Origin of the sequence: Burkholderia sp. Se-20373 (genome assembly GCF_017104705.1) — a bacterium.
Classification (GTDB): Bacteria; Pseudomonadota; Gammaproteobacteria; order Burkholderiales; family Burkholderiaceae; genus Burkholderia.
The window spans coordinates 1-25,154 of sequence record NZ_JAAGPH010000056.1; the positions used below are offsets into that span (position 1 = coordinate 1).

The window sequence follows — 25,154 nt, forward strand, 5'->3', positions numbered from 1 at the left end:
CCGCCGCGCGAGTCGAGAAAGCCTTCGGCGATGAGCTGCGCATACGCATCGACGACGGTGCCGCGCGCCACCTGCAGCGACGCGGCGAGCAGCCGTGTGGACGGCAGCGCGTCGCCCGGATGGACGTCGCCGCGCCGCACGGCGTCGCGCAGCGCCTGCGCGAGCTGGCGGCTCAGGTCGCCGGCTGCACGATCGAGCACGCCGAGCGACGGGATATCGACGTTCCGGGCCGTTCTTGCCATGATTCTGGTCTGCTGAAATTGTTTCAAACCGGCTCTACAGCATAAACCAGTTTGGCGCCACAATCGGCGCATGACGGGCCAGCGCCCGATCCATTCCCACCCGCATGACCGTGGAGCCGCCATGTACGTCCCCGCCGATTTCAACGAACCCAACCCCGACGCGCTGCGCGAGCTGATCGTGCAGCATCCGTTCGGCAGCCTGATCACGCACGGCAAGAGCGGGCTCGACGCGAATCACATCCCGTTCGAACTGCTGCCCGGCGACGGTGGTCTCGGCGAACTGCATGCGCACGTCTCGCGCGCGAATCCGGTCTGGCAGGACGTCGCGAACGGCGACGAGGTGCTCGTGATCTTCCGCGCGGGCGACGCGTATATCTCGCCGACCTGGTATCCGAGCAAGCATGTCGCGCACCGGCAGGTGCCGACGTGGAACTACGTGGTCGTGCATGCGCACGGCCGCATCACGGTGCGCGACGACGCGAAGTTCGTGCGCGGCGTGGTCGCCCGGCTGACGCGCACGCACGAGGCGTCGCAGCCGGTGCCGTGGAAGATGGGCGACGCGCCGGCGGATTATCTCGACGCGATGCTGCAGGCGATCGTCGGGCTGCAGATCGAGATCACGCGGCTCGTCGGCAAGCGCAAGCTCGGGCAGAACAAGGACGTGGCCGATATCCGCGGCGCGGGCGACGCGCTGGTCGCGAACGGCAACCTCGCGATCGGGGAAGCAATGATCGCGGCGGCCGACGCGAAGCGCGGGTGAGCGCGCGTGGCGGGCAGGCATGCGTGGGCCAGCGCCACGCTCGCCCGCGCCCCGTCATTGCGTGCGCGTCGCGCCCTTCGCGCCTTCACCGGCCTGCGCGAGCGCGCCGCGAATCGCGGCCTCGGTCTTGTCGTACCCGCCTTCGCCATAGCGCGTATAGACGACCTTCCCGTTCGCGTCGATCAGGTACAGCGCGGGCCAGTACTGGTTGCCGTACGCGCGCCACGTGTCGTAGCGGTTGTCCTGCGCGACCGGATACTGGATGCCGAAGCGCTTGATCGCATCGGCGACGTTGCCCGCGTCGCGCTCGAACGGATACTCGGGCGTATGCACGCCGACCACGACGAGCCCCTGGTCGCGATACTTCCGGTCCCACTCCTTCACGTACGGAATCGTATGAATGCAGTTGATGCACGAGTACGTCCAGAAGTCGACAAGCACGACCTTGCCGTGCAACTGGCCGAGCGTCAGCGGCGCGCTGTTGTGCCAGCGGTCGATGCCGGTGAAATCGGGTGCGGCCACGCCGGCCTGCGAAGTCGGCATGCCCGCGTCGTCGCGGGTGCCCGCGAAGGCGGCGAGCCCGGCCGTGGCGGCAAGGGCGATGACGAGGGCGGCGATCTTGAGTCGGGGCAGCATGGCGTTCTCCTGAGCGGGAGGCCGCCGCGCGGTGGCGGCGGCCGGACGGGTTTCGACAGGCCCCATTAAGCGGCGCCGACGTATCTGCGATGTGTCCGACGAGCCACGCGTGTGCAATGTTGTGTGTCGTCACGGCGGCGCGATACATTGGGATACAAACGGATGCCCGCCGTGCGGTATAAAAGCGGACATCACCTGCCCGAATACCTCGACACCGACCACGACTCATGGACAAGATCGACCACGTGCTGATCGTCGACGACGACCGCGCGATCCGCGAACTGATCGCGGATTACCTGGAGAAGAACGGCATGCGCGTGTCGCTGGCCGCGAACGGCCGCGAGATGCGCAACGTGCTGGACGACGGCGCGCCCGACCTGATCGTGCTCGACCTGATGATGCCGGGCGAGGACGGCCTCACGCTGTGTCGCGACCTGCGCGCCGGCAAGTTCCGCACGGTGCCCGTGCTGATGCTGACCGCGCGCGGCGAGGAGACCGACCGCATCATCGGTCTCGAGATGGGCGCCGACGACTACCTGGCCAAGCCGTTCGCGGTGCGCGAACTGCTCGCGCGGATCCGCTCGGTGCTGCGCCGCGCGCGCATGCTGCCGCCCGGCATGCAGGTGACGGAAACCGCGGAGATGCTCGCGTTCGGCGAATGGCGGCTCGACACGACCGGACGCCACCTGCTCGATGCGGAAGGTACGCTGGTCGCGTTGAGCGGCGCCGAATACCGGCTGCTGCGCGTGTTCCTCGACAACCCGCAGCGCGTGCTGACGCGCGACCAGTTGCTCAATCTCACGCAGGGTCGGCAATCCGATCCGTTCGACCGGTCGATCGACCTGCTCGTGAGCCGGCTGCGCCAGCGCCTGCGCGACGGCGCGCGCGAACCGCGCTACATCAAGACGCTGCGCAACGAGGGCTATGTGTTCTCGTCGGCCGTGACTGCCGTCGACGGTACGCCATGAGCGCGCGCATCCCGTGGCACTGGCCGCGCTCGCTGTTCGCGCGGCTCGCGCTGATCCTGTGCGTGGGCCTCGCGCTCGCGCAGACGCTGTCGTTCTGGCTCACCGTGACCGAGCGCGACCAGGCGACCACCAACCTGATGATGGGCTACATCGAGCGTGAGGTCGCGAGCTCGGTCGCGCTGCTCGACCACCTGCCGCCGGCCGAGCGGGCCGCGTGGGTGCCGCGCCTCGCGCGGCGCAGCTACGCGTTCATCCTCGGGCCAGGTGAGACCGGCACCCCGCCGGAAGCGCGGCTGTCGGCGCGCGTCGAGCGCTCGATTTCCGACGGCATCGGCGGCGACTATCCGTTGACCGCGAACGCGATTCCCGGCGACCGCGAACATCTGCAGGTGCATCTGCGCCTGACCGACGGGTCGCCGCTGACGATCGACATCCATCCGATGTCGACGGTGCCGCTGTCGGGCTGGCTGCCGGTCGTGCTCGTGCTGCAGCTCGCGGTGCTGGCCGCGTGCTGCTGGCTCGCGGTGCGGCTCGCGACTCGGCCGCTCAAGCAACTCGCGCAGGCCGCCGATGCGCTCGGCCCCGACCTGAAGGGCGAGCGGCTGAACGAGGACGGGCCGTCGGAAGTCGCGCGCGCCGCCCGCGCGTTCAACGCGATGCAGGATCGCATCGCGCAGTACATGGCCGAGCGCATGCAGATCCTCGCGTCGATCTCGCACGACCTGCAGACGCCGATCACGCGGATGCGCTTGCGCGCCGACATGATGGAGGACGATGCGCAGGGCGCGAAGCTGCGCCAGGACCTGCTCGAGATGGAGCATCTGGTGAAGGAGGGCGTCGCGTACGCGCGGACGCTGCACGGCAACGAGGAAGCCGCGCGCCGTATCGATCTCGATGCGCTGCTCGACAGCATCGTGTGCGACTACACGGATGCGGGGCAGGACGTCGCGCTGCACAGCCGCGCGCCGCTCGCGCTCGTCACGCGGCCGAAGGCGCTGCGCCGCATCGTCGGCAACCTCGTCGACAACGCGCTGAAGTTCGCGGGCGCGGCCGAGATCGACGTGCACGCCGCGCCGGACGGCGGCGCGGTGATCGCCGTGCTCGACCGCGGGCCCGGCATTCCGGACGACCAGCTCGACGCGGTGTTCGAGCCGTTCCGGCGCGTGGAGACGTCGCGCAACCGCGAGACGGGCGGCACGGGGCTCGGCCTCGCGATCGCGCGGCAGCTCGCGCTGGCGATGGGCGGCACGCTCACGCTGAACAACCGGGCGGACGGCGGCGGGCTCGAGGCGCGGCTGACGTTGAGGAATGCGGGGTGACGGGATGCGGTGAGCGAGCGGTGCGGTTTCAGGTGTGCGCCGAAATCGAAACCGGCGCTGCCGTTGAAGCTGCGGTGTGCGGTGTCACACGCGCTGCAGATGCGCATCGACGAGCGGCGCGAGCGTCTGCGCATGCACGGCCGCGAGATCGTGCCGGCCGCCATGCAGGACATGCAGCCGCGCGTCGGGCAGTCGTTCGAGCAGGCGCCGGCCGGCCGCGACGGGGCTGATCGGGTCGTCGTCGCCCCACAGCAGCAGCGTCGGCTGCGCGATGCGGCCGATATCCCGCGACAGGTCCGCCCGGAACGTCAGGAACCAGTCGGGAAGCTGCGGGTTCGCTTCCGCGAAACCGGTGCGCCAGTCCTGCGCGCCGAGCCCGGCCATGTCGAGGCCGCCGGATGTGACCGTCAGCACGAGGTGCGTGATCAGTTCGGCCTTGTCGAGCGCCGCGCGCATCGCAATCACGCCCCCCATCGATTGCGCGATCACGGCGGTCGGCCGATCGATCGTTTCCAGCACATGCCGCACGAGACTGTCGAAATCGTCGACGGCCGGATCGCGCGGCGTGTCGCCGAAGCCCGGGTAGCCGACGATCCGGCGTTCGGCCGGATGCGTCAGCAGGCCGGCAAGTGGTTCCCAGAAGGCGGTGCTGCCCGATGCGCCGGGCAGGAAAAGCAGTTGCGACGGAACGGGCATGGCGGTGCGATTTCCCGGTGAGTGAAGTGAAGCGGAAGGGCGCGCGACGTGAGCCGGGCGGATCAGCACCGGCCGGTGCGCAGCGCGACGGTCCAGTCGTCGCGCCCGCGCGAGGCCGCGGTGGCGGCCGCCGTGTGCCAGTCGTATTCGACCGCATGGAATTCGACGGTCCAGCCGGCGGCCGTGCGCGACACCATCGCGTAGCGCGCATGCGGCGAGCCCGTCTCGATGCGATGCGGATGCGGCAGGTCGTCCGCGTACGCCTGCAGCCCGACGCTGCCCGGGTTGACGATCAGCCGGCCGTCGTCGAGCCTGGCCGTCCGCGGGATATGAGTGTGGCCGCACAGGATCAGCGACGCCGGTTCGTCGCCCGCGCGCCGCGCGATTTCATCGGGCGTGGCCGCGCGGCAGCCGCCGGGCGTGACCGTTTCGAGGAAATAGACGAGGTCGCTGTCGGGCGTGCCGTGCACCATCAGCACGTCGTCGCCGAGCGTCATGCGTTCGGGCAGCGCGGCGATCCATTCCAGATGATCGGCGCGCAGCGTGTCGTGCGCCCAGCGATCCGACAGCCGCATCGACGCGCGATCGCCGGTGAGCAGTTGCCGCTCGTGATTGCCCTTGATGGTCGGCAGGTCGAGCGCGATCAGGCGGTCGGCCGTTTCGGGCGGATGGAGCGCGCCGGACAGGATGTCGCCGAGATTGACGATCACGTCCGCGCCGCGGCGGCGGACGTCGTCGAGCACCGCGTCGAGTGCGGCGAGGTTGCCGTGGATGTCGGACAGCGCGGCGATTTTCATGATGGGTCGTCGAGGAAGGGAACGGCGATTGTCGCCAATTCGGCGCAGGCCGTCCAATGGCGTGCGCATGCGACGCGGTGAGCGGTTTGACGTGACGCCGCGATGGGTGTGTCAGTCGGTCGCGAGGCGCGCGTACATCGCGAAATCGCCCGGCGTGCCGCGCACCATCTTGTACGCGCGCAACAGCCCTTCGTACCGGTAGCCGCATTTCTGCAGCACGCGCGCGGAGCCTGCGTTGCTGGTCAGCACGACGGCCTGCATGCGCATGAAGCCCGCGGCGAATGCCCACTCGGTGACGGACGTACACAGCGCGCTCGCGATTCCGCGCCCCCAGTGCGACGGCGCGAGGTCGTATGCGATTTCCGCCGAGCGGTTCACGGTCGAGACGGTATGCAGGCCGATCGTCCCGGCGAGCACGCCCGATGCGTCGTCGATCACGGCGAGACGCCGGATCGAATCGGGGTCCGTCGATTCGATGGCGTCGAACAGCGGCAGCAGATCGTCGGGCGAGCGCAGGCTCCAGCTCGTGTGGCGGTAGACGTCGGGGTTCGTCAGGTATGCGAACCACGCGTCGAGGTCGGCGCGTTCGATCTGACGGAGCGACAGGCCGGGAAGGCCGGAGCGGGGCGGCGCAGCGATTTTCATCGGCATCCGCGCCTATGCCGCATGACGCCGATACAGCGCCAGCGACCCGGCGAGCGCGAGCAGCATCGCGCCGCACGTACGTTCGAGCCACAGCGCTCCCGCGCGCTTCAGCAGCCGCACCGCGCGTGCGCCGAGCAGCGCGTAGCCGAACATCACGACCCCGTCGAGCAGCGCGAACGTGACCGCGAGCGCGACGTATTGCGGCGCGAGCGGCGCGGACGGATCGAGGAACTGCGGCAGGAAGGCGGAGAAGAACAGATAGCCCTTCGGGTTCGTCACCGCCGTGAGGAAACTCTTCGCGAAGATCGACGCGTTGCGCCCGGATGCGTCGCCACCGTGCGCGGCGGCGACGTCGAGCGATCCCTTCGACATCAGCAGCCGGATGCCGACGTACGCGAGATACGCAGCGCCGAGCCACTTCACCACCGAGAACCAGAACGCCGACGCCATCAGCAGCGCACCGAGGCCGAGCGCGACCGCGACGATCAGCACGAAGTCGGACAGCATCGCGCCCGCGAAGCCGTAGGCCGCGCGGCGCACGCCGTAGCGCGAGCCGTTGGTCAGCGCGAGCAGCACGGTGGGGCCGGGTGTCGCGATACCGACGAACGCGACAGCGGCGAAGATCAGCAGGGTCGTCTCATGCATGAAGGCACTCCCGGTGGATGGCGCGCGTTCGATTATCGGTTTGCCCGCCCGGGCTGTACAGGTACGGCGCGCTGCGAATAAGGCCGCCTGCGCGACTATCTCGATTTTGGCAAGAAACTGTTTTCATTATTGTGCTTTCGATGGGAACCGGTTCCAACTACCATGGCGGCCGCAGCGGGCATGCCCGCCGCGTCGTCGCGCGCGGACGCGGCCCGCCTCGCACCGCCGGCACATCTCGCCGCCCGCGCGCTACTCGCAACTGACAGCCAGAACAACGGGTTCAACGCCCGGAGACACGACAATCATGAACAAGCAACTGATCGCAGCCCCGCTGCTGCTCTCGCTCGCGGGCATCGCCGCCGCGCAAAGCTCCGTCACGCTGTACGGCATCGTCGATGCGGGCGTGACCTATCGCAGCAACGAGCGGGTCGGCTCCGCGGGCGCGTACACAGGCCACTCGAGCGTCGGGCTCACGACCGGCAACCTGTCCGGCAGCCGCTGGGGGATCAAGGGTTCCGAGGATCTCGGCGGCGGGATGCGCGCGCTGTTCGTCCTCGAGAACGGCTTCGACATCACGAACGGCACGTCGGGGCAGGGTGGCCGGCAGTTCGGCCGCCAGGCGTTCGTCGGCCTCGGCAGCGACCGCTACGGCACGGTCACGCTCGGCCGCCAGTACACGTCGCTCGACGACTTCGTGAGCCCGGTCGGCCCGTCGTCGTTCATCGGCGGCTTCGGCGCGCACCCGGGCGACATCGACGACCTCGACCAGACCGCGCGGGTCGACAGCTCGATCAAGTACACGAGCGCCAACTACTCGGGCTTCACGTTCGGCGCGCTGTACGGCTTCGGCAGCCAGCCGGGCAGCATGAAGCAGCGCAACACGTGGAGCGTCGGCGCGGCGTACGCCGCGGGCCCGCTGCGCGTCGGCGTCGGTTACGAGCGGTCGGACAACAGCAAGACGGGCGCGACCGACCCGACGGCCGGCAAGTGGCAGAGCACCGACGACGGGCTGTTCAATTCGTCGATCAACGAAGGCTATGCGAGCGCGCAATCGCAGCAGGTCATCGCGACCGGCGCGACGTATGACTTCGGGCCGGCCGTCGTCGGCGTGAACTACAGCAACGTGCAGTACCGCAGCGGCGGCCAGTCGCTGTTCACGGGCCACGCGACGTTCAACGTCGCCGGCGTGTTCACGCGCTGGAACGTGCGCCCGCAGACGCAACTGTTCGCGGGCTACAGCTACACGCGCGGCAGCGACGTCGACGGCGTGGACGATCGCGCGCAGTATCACAACGTCACGCTCGGCGCCGTGTATGACCTGTCGAAGCGCACCAGCGTGTACCTGCTCGGCGCGTACCAGCATGCATCGGGCATGACGCTCGACGCGCTCGGCCACCCGGTGGCCGCGACCGCGTCGGTGTCGGACAAGGCGAACGGCCACTCGTCCGATTCGCGCTCGCAGGCCATCGTCAGCCTCGGCCTGCGCCAGAAGTTCTGACGTAAAGCGATCGTTGCGGGCGCAACGTTGCCCGCAGACGATGCCGGCGACGTTGCATGCAGGCTCCTGACCTGCCGCCGCCTTTCCCGGACTACCGGCCCGGCACCGCGTGATCGACGTCGTCGACGCGCGGCCGAAATGCCTCGACGGCCGGGCCGGCCCGACGCCCGACGCCCGACGACGCAAGCTGAACGATCGCGGCCGCGTGCCGGCATGGCCGGCGCGCGGTCGTTTGGTTTGCTCCACCGTATTCCGCTTTCCTCCCCTTCCTCCCGCCGCATGCCGCCGTGCCGAATCGCGACGACGCGATTGCACCGGATATTATTTTTTCTCTTTCATTTCAATTTCGATTTGTAATCATTTGGCCCATTTCCGGGGAATGAAAAAGGCAATGCGGGCATTTCAGAAAAAATGACGCATTCTTATTGAGTGAACCGGAAGAAAATGCCGGGGAAAAAGCGCAGAAACCGTGCGCCCGGCAAGCTGCTGCGGCGCGGTGAGCGGGTTTGACCATCGTTGACGGAAAAGCGCCGGACGGCAAAAAGAACGGAGTGAATAATTCGGGAGGGCGGCGAATGTGCTTTAGCCGGAATCACCAATATTTCACGTGCCGCGATTTACAGTGTCGACCATTGAACGTTCGGGAGCATTATTCATGTCAATGAAACAAATTCGGGCGGCGTTGCTGGGAATGTGCATGGCAATGCTGGCGCCGGCGAGTCACGCGCAGGTGCAATACTCGACCGACTGGCTCGCGAACACGTACGGCACGCTGGCCCAGCACGTCGGCAATGCCGCGCGCTCGATGTGGGTCGCGCCCGAGGGCGTGATCTACACGTCGTCGCGCTGGGACGAGAACGCGGGCGGCGTCGCGCTCTACCAGAACGGCCAGACGATGGGCACGATCGGTATCCACGACGAATTCCAGGGCGGCGCGATTACCGGCAACGCGACGTCGATCTTCGTCGCGCTCGGCTACAACCGCAACTTCGGCAGCGGCTCCGTCGGCCGCTACGATCGCAGTACGAACAAACGCGACCTGCGTATCCCGGTCAGCACGTGGACGGGCCTCCCCAACCCGGACGTGATCACCGGCCTCGCGACGGCCGGCAACCTGCTGTACGCGAGCGATTTCTACGGCAACCGTGTGCGCGTCTATACGACCGACGGCGTGTGGCAGCGCGACATCGGCGTGACCGGGCCCGGCGCGCTGGCGCTCGATGCGACGGGCAACCTGTGGGTCGCGCGCATGAGCGCGGGCGTGGTCGTGCAGTACAGCGCCGCCGGCACGCTGATGAACACGATCCAGATGGCGGCCGGCGCGCGGCCGTCGGCGCTGTATTTCGACGCGTCGACAGGGCAGTTGCTGGTAGGCGACCAGGGCCCGGACATGAACATCAAGCTCTACAGCCTCGCCGGGCTGCCGCAGCAGGTCGGCACGTTCGGCGTGCAGGGCGGCTATCTCGACACGACCTCGGGCATCAAGGGGCAGGTCGGCGACAAGCGCTTCACGCGCGTGGTCGGCATCGGCAAGGATTCGGGCGGCAACCTGTACGTGCTCAACAACGCGTGGGGCGGCGGCTGGGACCTCGGGCGCAACGGCAGCACCGATCTTCATTCGTACAGCCCGACCGGCGCGCTGCAATGGAAGCTGCAGGCGCTGAACTTCGAGGCGATCGCCGCGCCCGACCCGGCGACCGACGGCGCGTTCTTCTACAGCGGCAACAACGTGTATACGGGCTCGGCGGGCGGTACGTTCGTCGCGAACACGGTCGACCCGTTCACCTATCCGAAGGACCCGCGCCTCGACATGAACGACTACCAGCGCGGCCAGCACTTCGGCCAGCTCGTGATGGTGGGCGGCAACCGGATTCTCGTCGCGTCGGGCCAGAACCCCGGCAACTTCAATTTCTATTACTTCACGCCGGCGACCGGCTATATCGCGAACCCGGCCGGCTCGCTGCCGGGCAAGCCGTTCAACACGACGCTGCAGGTCACGACCGGTTTCGACATCGACGGCAACGGCGACGTGTGGGCCGGGCTGAACGGCTCCAACGCGATCACCCGCTACCCGATGACGGGCTTCGATGCGACCGGCAAGCCGTCGTGGGGCAAGCCGGTGACGACGCCCGTGCCGAGCACCGTGGCGCCGACGACGCGCATCGTCTACCAGGCGGACAGCGACACGATGATCCTCGCGCAGGGCCTCGCGAACAACTGGGACTGGACCGCGATGAACGGGCACATCGAGGTCTATCACGGCTGGAAGAACGGCAACACGACCGCGCCGAACCCGGTGATCAACCTGACCAGCGCGAACCCGAAATCGATCGCTGCGGCCGGCCATTACCTGTTCGTCGGCTACGTGCACACGGTGCCGAACGTCGACGTGTTCGATCTCAACACCGGCGCGCTCGTGACGACGCTGACCAACTCGAACACGTCGGCGATGGACGTCGGCAACGACGTCGACTCGATGTACGGGATCCGCGCGTACCTGCGCTCGACCGGCGAATACGTGATCACGAAGGACAACTACAACGGCACCAGCATGATCGTGTATCGCTGGCATCCGTGAATGTGCAGGCCGTGCGGTCGCGTACGGCACGGCCTGGATTTTGCGCTTGTCGAACGATATTGTCCGTATTGATATGGAAACCTGATTATTTAAATCGGATGGGTTTGCCGGTGGGCCGACGCTTGCCGGCCAGCCCATGCCCGCATCAGCCCATCAGCCCCTCAAAACGACACCGTCGTCGTCAGCGTGACGAGCCGCGGCTCGCCGACCGCGATGATCAGGTTGTTGTTGCTCGACGGGTAGTAGGTCTTGTCGAGCAGGTTCTTCACGTTGAGCTGGAAGCGGGTCGGGAACTTGCCGATCGTCGTTTCGTAGGCGGCGAATGCGTCGACGGTCACATAGCCGGGCAGCGTGAAGCTGTTTGCGGTGTCGCCGGAGCGCGCACCGACCAGACGTGCGCCGCCGCCGAAGCGCCAGCGGCCGGGCAGGTTCGCGATCGCCGTATCGTATACCGCGAAGAGGCTGCCCGTATGGCGCGCAACGTTGGTTAGCGGCGTGTTGCTGTCGCGATCGGTCGCGTTCGTATACGCATAGCTGCCGATCACGCTCAGGTGGCGCGTGATCTGCCCCGCGACGTCGAGCTCGATCCCGCGCGAGCGCGCGGTGCCGATCGTCGACGTTAGATCGCCGACCGTGACCGCGACGTTGCGCTTGTCGATCTGGTAGACCGCGAGCGTGCCGGTGATCGCCGGCTTCAGGCTGAACTTCAGCCCGGCCTCGAGCACGCGGCCGTATTCCGGTGCGAGCGGTGCCGCGACGTTCGTGGCGACGTTCGGCTTGAACGAGCGGCTCACGTTCGCGTAGGCGGTCAACGCCGGCGTGAGCGCATAGGCGAGCCCGAACTGCGGCAGCCACACGGTGCCGCGCGAGCGGTCGGCGAACACGAACGGCCGCCCCATCCCCGATTCCTGCTGCCAGTTTTCCCAGCGCAGCCCGCCCACCGCGGTGAGGCGGTCAGTGAGCTTCACCGAGTCCTGCACGATCATCGAATACGCATGCACCAGCGAGCGCGAATCGCTTTGCTTCGGGTTGGGTATGCCGCCCGGTGCGAGCAGGTCGTACACCGGATCGTAGAGATTGAAGCCCTTCGTCGCCTTGCCGCGGATCGTGTCGCCGCGGAAGCTGCGCTGCCGCTCGTATTCGCCGCCGATGTAGATCGCATGGTTCATCCCGGCGAGCGTCACGTTGCCGAGCAGGCCGAGCGTCGCGATCTGGTCGGAATCGTTGCGCCCGAGGTTCGCATCGGACGAGCGCGTCAGTGCGCCGGTCGTGCTGTTGAACGCGGTGGCGCGGGTAATGTACTGATCGTAACGATCGCGGCCCCAGCCGTAGGTCGCACGCACGCGCCACGCATCGGAGAAGCGGTGCTCGACGCGCGCACGCAGCGTTTCCTGGATGCCGGTGCTCTGCGACCACGCTTCCTCGTAGCGGCGATAGCGGAGCGCATCGTCGAGCTGGCCGTTCACGAGCACGGTGCCGCGATCGAACGGCGTCGTGTAGTCGACGTACTGGTAGCTGACGTCGATCGACGTGTTCGCGTCGTGCCACGACAGCGCGGGCGCGATCAGCGCGTCGCGCTGGCGGCCGAAGCTGCGCCAGTAGCGGCTCGTGTCGTACTGGCCGGTCAGCCGGAACGCGAGCGTGCCGCCCGCGACCTGGCCCGGGTGGCCGAGCGGGCCCGTGAGATCGAACGTCGCGCTGCTGCCGCCGTGGCTCGTGCGCGACGCGGAGATCGACCCGCCGAACGTGTCTTCCGGCTTGCGCGTGACGAGGTTGATCACGCCGCCGGGATCCTGCATCCCGTAGAGCAGCGACGCCGGGCCCTTCAGCACTTCGACGCGGTCGATCGTCGCGAGATAGCTGTGCAGCACCGGCGTGCGCACGCTGTCGACGAGCACGGAGCCGTCGTTGTTCGACCCGAAGCCGCGCTTGATGAACGCGTCGCGTGTGCCGCCGAGCGTGTTCGTTTGCGTGACGCCGCTGATGTTGCCGAGCACGTCGTCGAGCGTGCGCGCCTGCTGGTCCTGCATCACGCTGCTGCTGACCACCGCGACCGATTGCGGAATCTCCTTGATCGAACGGTTGTCGCCGCCCGCGATGCTCGTGGTGCGCGGCTGATAGCCGACCGTCGGATCGGCGGTTGCCGATGCGCTGACGCTGATCGCCGGGAGTTCGCGCGCGGCCGGCGGCGCGGGTGTGGAAGCGGAAGCGGCGGCGGGTTCGGCGTCAGCGCGTTCGGCGGCGGACGCATGCGTGCCGCTCGCGACGCACAGGGTGATCAGGGCGGGCAGACTCGTGTGCCACGGACGCAGGGTCCGGGCGCGGCGGGGTGTTCGGCGGGATGGCATGAATCGATGCAGGACGGAGTGCTAAGGATCGGGGCGCGGGCCGCGGCGTTTCGCCATGACCAGGACGCGAATAATATATGTAATGAGAATCATTTGCAATTGTAATGAAGAGGTCTGCGCCATGGGGACCTTGGTTGCCGGGCCGTCGGCCGTCTGCTACCGTAGCGACCAAAATCAGACGCAGTGAAATTCAATGAGAGAGCCGGGGGCCGCACCATGTCACCTTCCTGTCACGTCGCGTTCAGCGCGACGCTGCGCACCGCACACGACCCTGCGGGTGGAGAAGTGATCGCAGCCGTGTTCCGCCATTCGAACGATTAAACCAACGGAAGCGAATTCGTCCGGCGCCAGCGCCGGGCTTCAATCACTTCAACCACCACGCTAGACGGGAGAGACCACCCATGAAGAAGATTTCCGCGCCGTTCGCGGCGGCCGCGCTTGCGGCATGCACGATGCTGGCGGGCGTTTGCCAGAGCGCCTGCGCCGCATCGGACACCGAGCCCGCGATCGACGCGCATTACGGCGCCGTTATCGAGGCTTATACGCAGGACATGGCCGCCGCGAAGACGAAGTACGACGGCAAGCGCCTCCTGTTCGTCGGCGCCGTGATCCGGATGGGCGGCGACCCGGGCGGCACCTATTTCGGCGCGCTGACGGCCGACGGCGAACAGTTCGACACGCATTTCGACGTGGCCGACCAGGATGCGCTGAAGCCGAAATTCCCCGGCGGCGAGATCAAGCCGTTCGTCACGTCGGCGGCGTTCCGCTTCAGTTGCGTGAACGAAGGCTATATCGATGCGCCGGTGCTGCCGGGGTTGAAGCTCTCGCACTGCCGCCTCGCCAACTGACCCCGCGCCGGCGCTGTGTCGGGCGTTCAGAACTTCTGCTGGATGCCGGCCATCACGCCGAGCTGGTTCATCCCGGTCCCGACCGTCCCACCGGCGGCGACCGCGTTCGCAGCCAGCTTGCTGTTGAACATGTAGCCCACCGACGTATAGGCGGTCGTCCGCTTCGACAGGAAATAGTTCGCGCGGCTGACGAGCAGCGTGGCATTCGTGCCGCCTTCGCTGTTTTCGCGGCGCTGCAGGTAGCGTACGCCCTGCAGGTCGAGCGCGAGGTAGGGCGTCGCGTAATACGTGCCGCCGGCGAACACGATATCGGCCTGCAGGTGTTCGGCCGCCGCGAGGTTGCGGCGGATCCACCCGGCGCCCAGTTTCGCCGGGCCGATCTTCACGTAGCCGGCGACGATGTCGCGCGTGTCGGTGTACGCCGGATTGTTCAGCGGCGCGAGCGCGCCGCCGCCGCCGCGCATCACGTCGTGCGACGCGGCGATCCCGAAGTTGCTCGCGTCATACGCGAGCATTGCCGTGTATTGGCGGCAGGCGACGAAGTCGCCGGCTACCTGCCCGGCACAGCCCGTCGCCGACGGCCCGGCCGGCCCGGCCGCGTCGCGGCCGAAGCTGTAGGTGGCGCCGAGCGTCACGCCGTGGAACGTGCCCTTGTAGCCGATCGCATTGTCGCTGCGCGCGTTCGGCAGATAGGAATCGAAATCCGCCATCGAGTGAATCGACGGGCCGATCACGTCGGCATTGGTCAGCACGATCATCGACATGTTCATCTGGCGGCCGAGGGTCAGCGCGCCGAACGGACCGTTCACGCCGACGTTCGCCTGTCGCCCGAACAGGCGCCCGCCGTAGTTCAGTGCGCCGGTGCCGGGCTGGAAACCGTTTTCGAGCACGAAGAAGGCCTGGTAGCCGCCGCCGAGATCCTCCGTGCCTCTCAGCCCCCACCGTGACGGCACCTCGCCGGTCAGCGTCGGCATGCCCGTGAACGATCCACCATGCGCGGCATTGTTGAAGTAGGACACGCCGGTATCGATGATCCCGTACAGCGTGACGCTGCTTTGCGCGCAGGCCGGTCCGGCCAGCGCCATTGCCGTCGCGAGCGCGACGCCCAGTTTCGTTTTCATGACTGTCTCCAAACAGTATGTAGCTATGCTTATCGATTTTTATAGTGACCCGGACGAATCCGGGGTGCCGACAGGTATCGGCAAGACGGCTGGCGTCGCGTGTTACGACATCGCCGGGTCGCGTTGCGGGCGCGGTGAAGCGGCACGCGCGCCCACCATGACGACGGCGATTGCCGCGCCGGCCATCGGCACGAGGAACGCGAGATAGAGATGGGATACGGACCAGCCGTCGTCCAGCAGCGCACCGACCGTCATCGGCGAGAGGATCGCGCCGAGGCGGCCGATGCCGACCGCGAGGCCGATGCCGGTCGTGCGGATTTCGGCGGGGTACGGTGTCGGCGACAGCGCGTACATGCCGGCCACGCACGCGTTGATCACCGCGCCGAGGAACACCGCGACGGCCATCCCGATCCCGAGCGAGCCCGTGTTCGCGCCGAACACGACCATCAGCGCGCCGCCGAGCAGCAGGGTCGCACCCAACAGGTTGCGCAGGCCGACGCGCGTCGACAGCAGGCTGAAGAGCGAGGCGCCCGCAATGCCGCCAAGGTTGAGCAGTACGCCGCCGGTGACGCCCTGCGATGCCGACAGCCCGGCCTGGACCAGCAGCTTCGGCGTCCAGCTCACGACGAAGTAGAAGCTGCCCATCACGAGGAAGAACGCGATCCACAACGCGATCGTGCGGCGCGCGAGCGGTGCGCGCAGCACGGCCGTCCAGCCCGACGCGGGGCTTGCGGTGTCGATCGACGAGGCCGCGGGCGGCAGCGCGTCGATGGGTGCGCGCTTCATTCTTGAGAGGATGCGGTTGATTTTCTGCAGCGCGTGGTCCGGACGCCTCGCCAGCAGGAAATCGAGCGATTCCGGCAGCAGCGCGAGCACCATCGGGATCGCCAGCAAGGTCAGGATGCCGCCGAACGCGAACACGCTGCGCCATCCCCACGTCGACAGCAAGGTGCCGGCGATGACGCCGCCGGCGGTGGCGCCGATCGCGTAGCCGGTCGACTGCATGCCGATCGCGGCGCTGCGCCATTTGTTCGATGCGTACTCGCCGCTGATCACGGTCAGGCTCGCCAGCATGCCGCCGATGCCGAGCCCCGTGTACGCACGCGCGACGGCGAGTTGCAGCGTGCTGTGCGTGGCCGCGCAGGCGAGCATCCCGGTCGAGATCACGGCGAGGCAGAGCAGGATGATGCGGCGGCGGCCGACGCGGTCGGCCAGCGGCGCGATCAGCACCGATCCGATCCCCATGCCGGCCAGCCCGGCACTCAGCAGCAGGCCGATTTCCTTGCCGCTCAATTTCCATTCGGCCGCCAGGTGCGGTGCGGCAAACGCGACGGCCAGCACGTCGAAGCCATCGAGCATGTTCAGCACGACGCAGGCCGTGACGGCCATCGTCTGGAACGCGCTCATCGGGGATGCGTCGATCGTATTGCGGATATTTGCGCTCACGTCAAAGACCCTTCATAAAATAGTAAGACTAATCAAATGGAATGGCATCGTAGCCGGCGGCAGCGAATGGGACAAAAGCGAATGCGTGGGCTGACGGGCAGCCGCGGGGAACACCCGCTGCGGCCGGCAGGCGCCGCTAGTGCGCCGGCAAGATGCTTACGCGGGTTCGGGTTGCAGCAGCAGCCGCTCGATCACGCGCCGCGCACGATTGGGGCCCGCGTCGACGTGAATGTCGAGCTGGCGACCGTCCGGAAAGCGCAGCTGATTCCGGTATTGCGCTTCGATCACGGCCTTGTCCTCGTCGAACGTCGCCGCGGATTGGTCGATGACCGTTTGCGCGACGCGTTCGACGTCGTGCTGCGGATTGGTCGCGACGGTCCAGAAGTAGTGCGTCGTCGTTTCCGTCTCGGGCGTGATGCCGTGGAAGCCGCGCATGTGAAGGCCGCCGCGTGCCGGATCGTGCAGGTCGCCGGTGCCGGCGTCGATCGCGCCGGTCCAGATCCGGATGTGCGACACGTGGAACTCGATTTCCTGCCAGCGATCGACGCGGGCCGCGAACGGCCATGCGGCGGTGTAGGTCGGCGGCGGGACGGAATCCGGCATCCGGCGCACCAGTGTCACCGTGTCGCCGTCGCTGCTGACGCGGGTTTCCGCGCCCATGTGCAGTGCCGCGTTGCCGCCGATCGTTTTCAGATGGACATAGCCGAGGTGGCTCAGGTCCATCAGGTTGTCGTGAATCAGTTGATACGGCGCGTCGTAATGGTACTGGCCGCCGCCGAACCGGTATTGCGGATCCGTATGGAACGCGTAGCGCGGCGGCGCGCAGGTCGGTCGAGCGTGCGCGTTGGCGCCGATCCAGATCCAGACGATCGCGTCCTGCTCCTGCACCGGATACGACGACACGCACGCCTTGGCCGGGATCCGGTCTTGCCCGGGAATCTCCACGCATGCACCGCCGCGGTCGAACAGCAGGCCGTGATAGCCGCAGCGCAGGCCGCGTGCTTCGAGCGAGCCGCACGACAGCGGCAGCGACTTGTGACAGCAGCGATCCTCCAGCGCACCGACCTCTCCGGACGGCAGCCGGAACAGGACGACCGGATGGCCGAGCAGCGTGCGGGCGACGGGTTTGTCCGTCAGTTCGGATGACAGTGCGGCGACCCACCATCGGTCGGCCGGGAATTTAGCAGTATTGATTGATGGCCGGGCAGGTTGCGCCATTGATCGTCTCCAGTATGGTGGTGGGCCGCCTCGAGTCGGGCGTGTCCGTCTACAGATCGAGTACCAGCAGGTCGGTTCGTGCGCGCGAGCAGCAGGGCATGAACTGGTCGCCGGCGGCTTTTTCCTCGTCGGTCAGATACGCATCGCGATGCTCGGGCTCGCCTTGCAGCACGCGTGTCAGGCACGTGCCGCAGACGCCTTGCTCGCACGACGTCAGCACGTCGACGCCGTTTGCCGCCAGCGCGGCGATGACCGTGCATTCGGCCGGCACGTCGATCACCTGGCCGCTGCTCGCGATCCGGACCCGGAACGCGCGATCCGCGCCGGACGCCGCCACCGCGCCGCCGAAGAACTCGTAGTGCAGTCGCGCTTCCGCCCAGCCGCGCTCGCGCGCGGCGTTCAACACCGCATCCATGAAGCCGCGCGGCCCGCATACGTACAGGTGCGTGCCTTCGGGCGCCGCGGCGAGCACGGCGGCCGGGTCGAAGCGTTGCTCGGGCGCGCCATCGTCGACGTGGAAGCGGGCGCGATCATGGAACCCGGCCGCGCTGATCCGATCGACGAAGGCCATGCGGTCGGTCGAGCGCGCGCAGTAATGCATGTCGAACGCGACGCCGGACGAGAACAGCCGTTCCGCCATGCTGAGGATCGGCGTGACGCCGATCCCGCCTGCGAGCAGCAGGTGGTGCGGCGCGTCGGGGGCGAGCGGAAACTGATTGCGCGGCACGCTGATCCGGACGGTATCGCCTTGCCGGACGGCGTCGTGAATGGCGCGCGACCCGCCGCGGCCGTCGGCATCGCGCAGCACGGCGATCTGATAGCGATCGCCGTGCTCAGGGTGGTTGCACAGCGAATACTGGCGCACGAAGCCGCCCGGCAGATGCACGTCGATATGGGCGCCGGCGTCGAAGCGCGGCAGCGGCGAGCCGTCATCGCTGACGAATTCGAAGCCGCAGATGTCGCGTGCTTCCTGCCACTTGCGCGCCACGCGGACCGTCAGCGTCGCGGTGCTCATGACGCCTCCCTGACCTGCGCGACCGGAATCACGGGCCGCGCCGGGCTCGACGCGTGCTCGTCGGCGAGCAGCCGCTCGATCACCTTGCGCGACAGCACGCCGCCGGCGTCGATGTTGAGCTTGAGCAGCTTGCGATCCGGCCACTGCTCCAGGTTGAGTTGCTGGCGCTCGAGCATCTCGAGATCCTCGGCGAAGATCTTGCCCTGGCCTTCGCGGATGTCGGCGGTCAGTGCGTGATCGTCGGGCCGGAAGTTGCGCGCCATCCCCCAGAAATACCAGATCGAGGTGTCCGTCTCGGGCGTGATGAAATCGACGACGATCGACGACGCCTTCAGGTCGGCCGGCGCGTCGTAGCCGCCGTGGCCCGCATGCGCGACGCCCACTTCGATCATCACGTGGCTCGGCGGCGCGAAGCGGCAGATCTGCCAGCGGTCGACCGGCACGTCGTCGGCCAACCCGTTGCCGCGCAGCGCCATCCGCCAGAACGGCGGCGGCATCACGTTCTCCATGAAGCGGCTCGTGACGACTTCGTCGCCGTGGCTGGTGGTCTTCGGCGGCGCTTCGTCGATTTCCTTCTGGCCGATGCTCGACGCATGCACGTAGGTTTCGTGCGTGAGGTCCATCAGGTTGTCGATCATCAGCCGGTAGTCGCAGCGGATGTGATACAGGCCGCCGCCGTGAGCCCAGGCCGGATCCTCGGCCCACGCCAGCGCGGGCAGTTTGGCGGGATCGGCTGCCGACGCATCGCCCGGCCAGACCCAGATGAATCCGTGCCGCTCGACCGCCGGGAAGCTGCGAATCGGCGGGAAGCCGCCGACACGTTGGCCGGGCATGCCGGCCGCCTTGCCGTTGCAGCCCATTTCCAGCCCGTGATAACCGCACACGAGTACGCCGTCGCGCACGAATCCCAGCGACAGCGGTGCGCCACGATGCGGGCAGAAGTCTTCCAGCGCGGCGACCTGGCCGTCCGCCGCGCGGTAAAACACCATCGACTCGTTGCAGATCTTGCGGCCCAGCGGCTTGCCGTCGATTTCATCGGGCGTGCATGCCACGTACCAAGCATTCTTGAGAAACACGTTCGTCGTCTCCTTCAGGTCGATGCCGCTGGTACGCGGCATCTCAATATTCCGTGTACTGAATGAGATTCAGTGTACTCACCGAGATTGGCGGGGGCAAGGCGAGCGGTATACTGGTTTTCCCGGGAAATGGCGCGAGGCAGCGCCATGCCGTCGGCGCGCGCCACCGGCACGCGCCGCTTACGTCATCGACTCATTCATGAAAAAAACGACTCCCGCCGACGCACCGGCTTTCCCGCTCGATCTGTACGACGAACCCGGGCACCTGATCCGGCGCGCACACCAGATCGCGGTTGCGATGTTCTACGAGAAGCTGGGCCGGGACGTGACGCCGGTGCAGTACGCGGTCCTGCGGATGCTCTACGAGTGCCCGGGGCTCGATCAGGTAACGCTCGCGCAGCGGGTCGCGCTCGACACGTCGACGACCGCGGATATCGCGGTCCGGCTCGAAGCGAAGGGATTGATCGTGCGCGAAGTGCTGCCGCGGCGTCAGCGCCGCTTGCTGCTGACGCCGGCGGGCGTCGAACTGCTCACGCATCTGATTCCGTCGGTGAAGGAATTGCGTGCCGGCCTGTTCGACGGGATGGGGGAGGACGATTCGCAGGAACTGGTGCGCCTGTTGCGCAAGTTCGTCCATTTGAACAACGAGCAGAGCCGCGCGCCGCTGCGCGTCGGCGACGAGTCATAGCGGCCCCGAACCCTCTGACGATGGGCAAGCGGCGATGAGGCGGCGGGCACGTCACCCGCCGCGCGTCACCCGCGCGTGCTGTCGCCTTCCAGCCGCCGCACGGCTTCCGCCACTTCGTTCCTGAAGCGCACGAGCGCCGCCTGTTCCGGCGCCGGCGGCTGCACGGCCGCCCACAGCATGTCGACGAGCTGCGTGGCCGTCGTTTCCGTATCGAGCTTGCGGTGCCCGAGGATCGCATCCCACAGCACGTGCTCGATCGGGCCGAACACCATCGAGCGCAGCAGGCTCAGCGGCAGGTCGGTGCGTACCTGCCCGGCCGCCTGGCCGCGCGCGAGCACGTCCATCAGCGGCGCGGTGTAGCGGCGCTGCAGCGCGGTGAGCTCGTCGCTGAGCGCATGCTGCTTCGCGCGGCCTTCCGACAGCACCAGCGCGCACAGGCCCGTGCCGTTCACCAGCATCAGCCGCAGGTGGGTGCGCACGATGAACGCGAACTGCTGCCGGACCGACGCGTCCTGCGGCATCCCTGCCTCGAATGCGGCGATGTTTTCGTCGTACCAATCCGCGATGACGCGCGCACACAGCTCGCGCTTGCCGCGGAAATAGCTGAACACCGTCGCCTCCGACACGCCCACGCGCTGCGCGATCTCGGCGGCCGTCGCATGCTCGTAACCTTTTTCGGCGAACACTTCCCGGCCGGCGCGCAGGATGTCCTGCACGCGTTGCTGGGATTTGCGCCCGGCGGGCGCGCGCGAGGGGTCGGCGCGGTCGGCTTTGACGGTGGCGGTCATGGTGTCGGCGGTAGCGGCTGTCATCTCGGCATGATATCTGAGTGTCACTCAAAAAACTATTGACGCCGAAGCCGACGAAGCGCGAAACTGTGCAAAATTTACGCTGTATCGGTCAATGAATATAGGTATTCATTCGATTTGAGCGAAACTCAGAAATCGGTGAGTACCACACACTTTCTGGAGACGGAGGAGACATGATCAACCTGCCCGGTGTGCAATTCATGCTCGGTGAAGACATCGAGATGCTGCGCGACGCCGTCGCGACGTTCGCGGCGAAGGAAATCACGCCGCGCGCGGCGGAGGTCGACCGCACCGACCAGTTTCCGATGGATCTGTGGAAGAAGTTCGGCGATCTCGGCGTGCTCGGCATGACGGTGGCCGAGGAATACGGCGGCGCGAACATGGGCTACACCGCGCACATGGTCGCGATGGAAGAGATCTCGCGCGCATCGGCGTCGATCGGCCTGTCGTACGGCGCGCACTCGAACCTGTGCGTGAACCAGATCCACCGCAACGGCACGGAAGCGCAAAAGCAGAAATACCTGCCGAAGCTCGTGTCGGGCGAACACATCGGCGCGCTCGCGATGAGCGAGCCGAACGCGGGCTCCGACGTCGTCAGCATGAAGCTGCGCGCCGACAAGCGCGGCGATCGCTACGTGCTGAACGGCACGAAGATGTGGATCACCAACGGCCCCGATTGCGACACGCTGGTGGTCTACGCGAAGACGGACGTCGAAGCCAACTCGCGCGGCATCACCGCATTCATCGTCGAGAAGGGCATGAAGGGCTTCTCGGTCGCGCAGAAGCTCGACAAGCTCGGCATGCGCGGCTCGCACACGGGCGAGCTGGTGTTCCAGGACGTCGAAGTGCCGGAGGAAAACATCCTGGGGCAGCTCAACGGCGGCGTGAAGGTGCTGATGAGCGGGCTCGACTACGAACGCGCGGTGCTGTCCGGCGGCCCGACCGGCATCATGGCCGCGTGCCTCGACGCGGTGGTGCCGTATATCCACGACCGCAAGCAGTTCGGCCAGGCGATCGGCGAATTCCAGCTGATCCAGGGCAAGGTCGCCGACATGTACACCACGTTCCAGGCGTGCCGCGCGTACCTGTACGCGGTCGGCCGCCACCTCGACTCGGCCGGCAGCGACCACATCCGCCAGGTGCGCAAGGATTGCGCGGGCGTGATCCTCTACACGGCCGAGAAGGCGACGTGGATGGCCGGCGAGGCGATCCAGATTCTCGGCGGCAACGGCTATATCAACGAATACCCGGTCGGGCGCCTGTGGCGCGATGCGAAGCTGTACGAGATCGGCGCCGGCACGAGCGAGATCCGCCGGATGCTGATCGGCCGCGAGCTGTTCGCGGAAACGCTGTAACGCCCCACGTCACGCGAACGGAGCCCCGTCGATGCCGATCATCGAATCGAAACTGAACCCGCGCTCGGAAGACTTCCGCGCGAATGCCGCCGCGCTCGAGGCGGTCGTCGCCGACCTGCGCGCGAAGATCGAGCAGCTCGCGCAGGGCGGCGGCCAGGCCGCGCGCGACAAGCACCTGTCGCGCGGCAAGCTGCTGCCGCGCGACCGCATCGCGCAACTGCTCGATCCGGGCGCGCCGTTCCTCGAGTTCTCGCAGCTCGCGGCGAACGGCATGTACAACGACGACGCGCCGGGCGCGGGCGTCATCACCGGGATCGGCCGGATCGCCGGCCGCGAATGCGTGATCGTGTGCAACGACGCGACGGTCAAGGGCGGCACCTACTATCCGGTCACCGTGAAGAAGCACGTGCGCGCGCAGGAAATCGCCGCGGAAAACCGGCTGCCGTGCGTGTATCTCGTCGATTCGGGCGGTGCGAACCTGCCGAACCAGGACGACGTGTTTCCCGATCGCGACCACTTCGGCCGCATCTTCTTCAACCAGGCGACGATGTCGGCGGCGGGGATCGCGCAGATCGCCGTCGTGATGGGCTCGTGCACGGCAGGCGGCGCGTACGTGCCGGCGATGAGCGACGAGTCGATCATCGTGAAGGAGCAGGGTACGATTTTCCTCGGCGGGCCGCCGCTCGTGAAGGCGGCGACCGGCGAGGAAGTGAGCGCCGAGGATCTCGGCGGCGGCGACGTGCATACGCGCCTGTCGGGCGTGGCCGACCATCTCGCGCAGAACGACGCGCATGCGCTGTCGATCGCGCGCAACATCGTCGGTCACCTCGCGCCGAAGATCGCGTCGCCGGTGGCGCTGCGCGAGCCGAAGCCGCCGCGCTACGACGCGAAGAGCCTGTACGGCGTGATTCCGGTCGATACGCGCAAGCCGTTCGATGTGCGCGAGGTGATCGCGCGCATCGTCGACGATTCCGAGTTCGACGAATTCAAGGCGCGCTACGGCACGACGCTCGTGACAGGCTTCGCGCACATCTGGGGCCACCCGGTCGGGATCGTCGCGAACAACGGCATCCTGTTCTCCGAATCGGCCGTGAAGGGCGCGCATTTCATCGAGCTGTGCTGCCAGCGCAAGATTCCGCTCGTGTTCCTGCAGAACATCACGGGCTTCATGGTCGGGCGCAAGTACGAGAACGAAGGCATCGCGCGGCACGGCGCGAAGATGGTGACGGCCGTGTCGAACGCGAAGGTGCCGAAGTTCACGGTGATCATCGGCGGCTCGTTCGGCGCCGGCAACTACGGGATGTGCGGTCGCGCATTCGGCCCGCGCTTCCTGTGGATGTGGCCGAACGCGCGCATCTCGGTGATGGGCGGCGAGCAGGCCGCGTCGGTGCTCGCGACGGTGCGCCGCGACGGCATCGAGGCGAAGGGCGGTTCGTGGTCCGCCGAGGAAGAGGATGCGTTCAAGCAGCCGATCCGCGACCAGTACGAGCGCCAGGGCCATCCGTATTACGCGAGCGCGCGGCTGTGGGACGACGGCGTGATCGACCCCGCGCAGACGCGCGACGTGCTGGGCCTCGGCCTCGCCGCGTCGATGAACGCGCCGATCGAAGACACACGCTTCGGCGTGTTCCGCATGTAACGGCCGGGAGGGCTGAACGATGCGATACGAAACGATCAAGGTAAGCGAAGCCGGCCGCGTGGCGACCGTCACGCTCGCGCGTCCCGACGTGCGCAACGCGTTCAACGAGACGACGATCGCCGAGCTGACCACCGCGTTCGAATGGCTCGATGCGCACGAAGGCGTGCGCGCGATCGTGCTTGCCGCGGAAGGCGCGGCGTTCTGCGCGGGCGCGGACCTGAACTGGATGAAGAAGATGGCCGGTTACTCGGACGACGAGAACCGTGCCGATGCGCGCAAGCTCGCGCGAATGCTCGAGGCGATCCATCGCTGCGGCAAGCCGGTGATCGCACGCGTGCATGGTGACGCATACGCGGGCGGCGTGGGCCTGGTGGCGGCGGCCGACATCGCGATCGCCGCCGACGGCGTGAAATTCTGCCTGTCGGAAGCGCGGCTCGGGCTGATTCCCGCGACGATCGCGCCGTACGTGGTGCGCGCGATGGGCGAGCGCGCGGCGCGTCGCTACTTCACGACGGCCGAGGTGTTCGACAGCGCGCGCGCGGCGTCGCTCGGCTTCATTCACGACGCGGTGCCGGCCGATGCGCTCGACGAAACCGTCGCGAAGCTGGCCGCGACGCTCGTCGCGAACGGCCCGGACGCGGTGAAGGCGTGCAAGCGGCTCGTCGCCGATGTCGCCGGCCGGCCGCTCGACGCGACGCTGATCGAGCAGACCGCCGACTGGATCGCGCGCACCCGTGCCGGCGCGGAAGCGCGCGAAGGGATTGCGTCCTTCCTCGAAAAGCGCACGCCGTCGTGGCGTGAATGATC

General features: G+C 67.4%; 24 protein-coding genes. 11 read left to right on the top strand and 13 right to left on the bottom strand.

Going from position 1 to position 25,154, the window contains the following annotated elements; all coding sequences use genetic code 11:
• A partial coding sequence (locus G3N96_RS19395; protein ID WP_206138165.1) for a winged helix-turn-helix domain-containing protein occupies window positions 1-242 on the bottom strand: 242 nt, incomplete at its 3' end.
• Between the two features lie 121 nt (window positions 243-363).
• Here G3N96_RS19395 and G3N96_RS19400 point away from each other — a divergent pair.
• Complete coding sequence (locus tag G3N96_RS19400; protein WP_206138166.1) at window positions 364-1,002, top strand: FMN-binding negative transcriptional regulator; 639 nt, start codon at window positions 364-366, stop codon at window positions 1,000-1,002.
• 54 nt (window positions 1,003-1,056) lie between these two features.
• On the opposite strand, the gene G3N96_RS19405 is transcribed toward G3N96_RS19400, so the two are convergent.
• A complete protein-coding gene (locus tag G3N96_RS19405; RefSeq protein WP_206138167.1) occupies window positions 1,057-1,638 on the bottom strand; it encodes a thioredoxin family protein in 582 nt (193 codons plus the stop codon).
• A gap of 227 nt (window positions 1,639-1,865) precedes the next feature.
• On the opposite strand from G3N96_RS19405, the gene G3N96_RS19410 reads away from it, so the two are divergent.
• Window positions 1,866-2,606, top strand: coding sequence for a response regulator (locus G3N96_RS19410; protein ID WP_034190595.1), 741 nt, complete (start codon window positions 1,866-1,868; stop codon window positions 2,604-2,606).
• A complete protein-coding gene (locus G3N96_RS19415; protein WP_206138168.1) occupies window positions 2,603-3,925 on the top strand; it encodes an ATP-binding protein in 1,323 nt (440 codons plus the stop codon). The genes G3N96_RS19410 and G3N96_RS19415 overlap by 4 nt, the downstream gene beginning before the upstream one ends.
• An 84-nt stretch (window positions 3,926-4,009) precedes the next feature.
• Here G3N96_RS19415 and G3N96_RS19420 read toward each other — a convergent pair whose 3' ends face one another.
• The 4 genes from G3N96_RS19420 to G3N96_RS19435 form a co-directional block, all read right to left on the bottom strand.
• Window positions 4,010-4,621: an alpha/beta fold hydrolase gene (locus G3N96_RS19420; RefSeq protein WP_206138169.1), complete on the bottom strand. Its 612-nt coding sequence runs from the start codon at window positions 4,619-4,621 to the stop codon at window positions 4,010-4,012.
• A 62-nt stretch (window positions 4,622-4,683) separates the two neighbouring features.
• Window positions 4,684-5,418 carry a metallophosphoesterase family protein gene (locus G3N96_RS19425; RefSeq protein WP_206138170.1) on the bottom strand — a complete coding sequence of 245 codons (735 nt, stop codon included), beginning with the start codon at window positions 5,416-5,418 and terminating at the stop codon, window positions 4,684-4,686.
• 111 nt (window positions 5,419-5,529) lie between these two features.
• On the bottom strand, window positions 5,530-6,063 hold the full coding sequence (locus tag G3N96_RS19430; protein ID WP_206138171.1) for a GNAT family protein: 534 nt from the start codon (window positions 6,061-6,063) through the stop codon (window positions 5,530-5,532).
• A gap of 12 nt (window positions 6,064-6,075) precedes the next feature.
• On the bottom strand, window positions 6,076-6,708 hold the full coding sequence (locus G3N96_RS19435) for a LysE family translocator (protein WP_124584899.1): 633 nt from the start codon (window positions 6,706-6,708) through the stop codon (window positions 6,076-6,078).
• Window positions 6,709-7,012: 304 nt separating this feature from the next.
• On the opposite strand from G3N96_RS19435, the gene G3N96_RS19440 reads away from it, so the two are divergent.
• The 3 genes from G3N96_RS19440 (at window position 7,013) to G3N96_RS19450 (ending at window position 10,784) form a co-directional block, all read left to right on the top strand.
• Entirely contained in the window at window positions 7,013-8,206 is a 1,194-nt protein-coding gene (locus tag G3N96_RS19440) for a porin (RefSeq protein ID WP_206138172.1), read from the top strand.
• 109 nt (window positions 8,207-8,315) lie between these two features.
• On the top strand, window positions 8,316-8,621 hold the full coding sequence (locus G3N96_RS19445) for a hypothetical protein (protein WP_206138173.1): 306 nt from the start codon (window positions 8,316-8,318) through the stop codon (window positions 8,619-8,621).
• 240 nt (window positions 8,622-8,861) lie between these two features.
• Window positions 8,862-10,784, top strand: a complete 1,923-nt coding sequence (locus tag G3N96_RS19450) for an SMP-30/gluconolactonase/LRE family protein (protein ID WP_206138174.1) — start codon at window positions 8,862-8,864, stop codon at window positions 10,782-10,784.
• A gap of 161 nt (window positions 10,785-10,945) precedes the next feature.
• Here the strand turns inward: G3N96_RS19450 and G3N96_RS19455 are convergent, their stop codons facing one another.
• Window positions 10,946-13,132 (bottom strand): TonB-dependent siderophore receptor, encoded by a 2,187-nt coding sequence (locus tag G3N96_RS19455; RefSeq protein WP_206138175.1) that lies wholly within the window; start codon window positions 13,130-13,132, stop codon window positions 10,946-10,948.
• Window positions 13,133-13,533: 401 nt separating this feature from the next.
• Here G3N96_RS19455 and G3N96_RS19460 point away from each other — a divergent pair, with 401 nt between their 5' ends.
• A complete protein-coding gene (locus tag G3N96_RS19460; RefSeq protein WP_089441649.1) occupies window positions 13,534-13,980 on the top strand; it encodes a hypothetical protein in 447 nt (148 codons plus the stop codon).
• 26 nt (window positions 13,981-14,006) lie between these two features.
• On the opposite strand, the gene G3N96_RS19465 is transcribed toward G3N96_RS19460, so the two are convergent.
• The 5 genes from G3N96_RS19465 to G3N96_RS19485 all read right to left on the bottom strand — a co-directional run bounded on the left by G3N96_RS19465 (window position 14,007) and on the right by G3N96_RS19485 (window position 19,856).
• The gene (locus G3N96_RS19465) at window positions 14,007-15,101 is read right to left on the bottom strand and encodes a porin (RefSeq protein ID WP_206138176.1); all 1,095 of its coding nucleotides are present in this window, start codon (window positions 15,099-15,101) and stop codon (window positions 14,007-14,009) included.
• Window positions 15,102-15,203: 102 nt separating this feature from the next.
• Window positions 15,204-16,547 (bottom strand): MFS transporter, encoded by a 1,344-nt coding sequence (locus tag G3N96_RS19470; RefSeq protein ID WP_206138177.1) that lies wholly within the window; start codon window positions 16,545-16,547, stop codon window positions 15,204-15,206.
• A 156-nt stretch (window positions 16,548-16,703) separates the two neighbouring features.
• A complete protein-coding gene (locus G3N96_RS19475; RefSeq protein WP_206138178.1) occupies window positions 16,704-17,765 on the bottom strand; it encodes an aromatic ring-hydroxylating dioxygenase subunit alpha in 1,062 nt (353 codons plus the stop codon).
• A 49-nt stretch (window positions 17,766-17,814) separates the two neighbouring features.
• On the bottom strand, window positions 17,815-18,780 hold the full coding sequence (locus tag G3N96_RS19480; protein ID WP_206138179.1) for a PDR/VanB family oxidoreductase: 966 nt from the start codon (window positions 18,778-18,780) through the stop codon (window positions 17,815-17,817).
• Window positions 18,777-19,856 (bottom strand): aromatic ring-hydroxylating dioxygenase subunit alpha, encoded by a 1,080-nt coding sequence (locus G3N96_RS19485; RefSeq protein ID WP_206138188.1) that lies wholly within the window; start codon window positions 19,854-19,856, stop codon window positions 18,777-18,779. Before G3N96_RS19485 ends, G3N96_RS19480 begins: the two co-directional genes overlap by 4 nt.
• Window positions 19,857-20,055: 199 nt before the next feature.
• Here G3N96_RS19485 and G3N96_RS19490 point away from each other — a divergent pair, with 199 nt between their 5' ends.
• The gene (locus G3N96_RS19490) at window positions 20,056-20,544 is read left to right on the top strand and encodes a MarR family winged helix-turn-helix transcriptional regulator (protein ID WP_124584880.1); all 489 of its coding nucleotides are present in this window, start codon (window positions 20,056-20,058) and stop codon (window positions 20,542-20,544) included.
• Window positions 20,545-20,609: 65 nt separating this feature from the next.
• On the opposite strand, the gene G3N96_RS19495 is transcribed toward G3N96_RS19490, so the two are convergent.
• Window positions 20,610-21,356 (bottom strand): TetR/AcrR family transcriptional regulator, encoded by a 747-nt coding sequence (locus G3N96_RS19495; RefSeq protein WP_206138180.1) that lies wholly within the window; start codon window positions 21,354-21,356, stop codon window positions 20,610-20,612.
• 170 nt (window positions 21,357-21,526) lie between these two features.
• Between G3N96_RS19495 and G3N96_RS19500 the strand changes: the two genes are divergently transcribed.
• From G3N96_RS19500 to G3N96_RS19510, 3 genes are read left to right on the top strand one after another with little or no spacing between them, the layout of a single operon-like run.
• The gene (locus tag G3N96_RS19500; RefSeq protein WP_124584876.1) at window positions 21,527-22,708 is read left to right on the top strand and encodes an isovaleryl-CoA dehydrogenase; all 1,182 of its coding nucleotides are present in this window, start codon (window positions 21,527-21,529) and stop codon (window positions 22,706-22,708) included.
• 31 nt (window positions 22,709-22,739) lie between these two features.
• A complete protein-coding gene (locus G3N96_RS19505; RefSeq protein WP_089426732.1) occupies window positions 22,740-24,347 on the top strand; it encodes a carboxyl transferase domain-containing protein in 1,608 nt (535 codons plus the stop codon).
• A gap of 19 nt (window positions 24,348-24,366) precedes the next feature.
• The gene (locus G3N96_RS19510; RefSeq protein WP_034190576.1) at window positions 24,367-25,152 is read left to right on the top strand and encodes an enoyl-CoA hydratase/isomerase family protein; all 786 of its coding nucleotides are present in this window, start codon (window positions 24,367-24,369) and stop codon (window positions 25,150-25,152) included.
• Window positions 25,153-25,154: the final 2 nt, after the last annotated feature.

Bases quoted from the DNA above. Each gene is read 5' to 3' on its own strand.
- G3N96_RS19435 (WP_124584899.1), bottom strand. From the start codon at position 6,708: ATGCATGAGACGACCCTGCTGATCTTCGCCGCTGTCGCGTTCGTCGGT.
- G3N96_RS19425 (WP_206138170.1), bottom strand. From the start codon at position 5,418: ATGAAAATCGCCGCGCTGTCCGACATCCACGGCAACCTCGCCGCACTC.
- G3N96_RS19415 (WP_206138168.1), top strand. From the start codon at position 2,603: ATGAGCGCGCGCATCCCGTGGCACTGGCCGCGCTCGCTGTTCGCGCGG.
- G3N96_RS19465 (WP_206138176.1), bottom strand. From the start codon at position 15,101: ATGAAAACGAAACTGGGCGTCGCGCTCGCGACGGCAATGGCGCTGGCC.
- G3N96_RS19500 (WP_124584876.1), top strand. From the start codon at position 21,527: ATGATCAACCTGCCCGGTGTGCAATTCATGCTCGGTGAAGACATCGAG.
- G3N96_RS19430 (WP_206138171.1), bottom strand. From the start codon at position 6,063: ATGAAAATCGCTGCGCCGCCCCGCTCCGGCCTTCCCGGCCTGTCGCTC.
- G3N96_RS19505 (WP_089426732.1), top strand. From the start codon at position 22,740: ATGCCGATCATCGAATCGAAACTGAACCCGCGCTCGGAAGACTTCCGC.
- G3N96_RS19405 (WP_206138167.1), bottom strand. From the start codon at position 1,638: ATGCTGCCCCGACTCAAGATCGCCGCCCTCGTCATCGCCCTTGCCGCC.
- G3N96_RS19410 (WP_034190595.1), top strand. From the start codon at position 1,866: ATGGACAAGATCGACCACGTGCTGATCGTCGACGACGACCGCGCGATC.
- G3N96_RS19440 (WP_206138172.1), top strand. From the start codon at position 7,013: ATGAACAAGCAACTGATCGCAGCCCCGCTGCTGCTCTCGCTCGCGGGC.
- G3N96_RS19460 (WP_089441649.1), top strand. From the start codon at position 13,534: ATGAAGAAGATTTCCGCGCCGTTCGCGGCGGCCGCGCTTGCGGCATGC.
- G3N96_RS19510 (WP_034190576.1), top strand. From the start codon at position 24,367: ATGCGATACGAAACGATCAAGGTAAGCGAAGCCGGCCGCGTGGCGACC.
- G3N96_RS19495 (WP_206138180.1), bottom strand. From the start codon at position 21,356: ATGACAGCCGCTACCGCCGACACCATGACCGCCACCGTCAAAGCCGAC.
- G3N96_RS19475 (WP_206138178.1), bottom strand. From the start codon at position 17,765: ATGGCGCAACCTGCCCGGCCATCAATCAATACTGCTAAATTCCCGGCC.
- G3N96_RS19450 (WP_206138174.1), top strand. From the start codon at position 8,862: ATGTCAATGAAACAAATTCGGGCGGCGTTGCTGGGAATGTGCATGGCA.
- G3N96_RS19490 (WP_124584880.1), top strand. From the start codon at position 20,056: ATGAAAAAAACGACTCCCGCCGACGCACCGGCTTTCCCGCTCGATCTG.
- G3N96_RS19420 (WP_206138169.1), bottom strand. From the start codon at position 4,621: ATGCCCGTTCCGTCGCAACTGCTTTTCCTGCCCGGCGCATCGGGCAGC.
- G3N96_RS19400 (WP_206138166.1), top strand. From the start codon at position 364: ATGTACGTCCCCGCCGATTTCAACGAACCCAACCCCGACGCGCTGCGC.
- G3N96_RS19480 (WP_206138179.1), bottom strand. From the start codon at position 18,780: ATGAGCACCGCGACGCTGACGGTCCGCGTGGCGCGCAAGTGGCAGGAA.
- G3N96_RS19455 (WP_206138175.1), bottom strand. From the start codon at position 13,132: ATGCCATCCCGCCGAACACCCCGCCGCGCCCGGACCCTGCGTCCGTGG.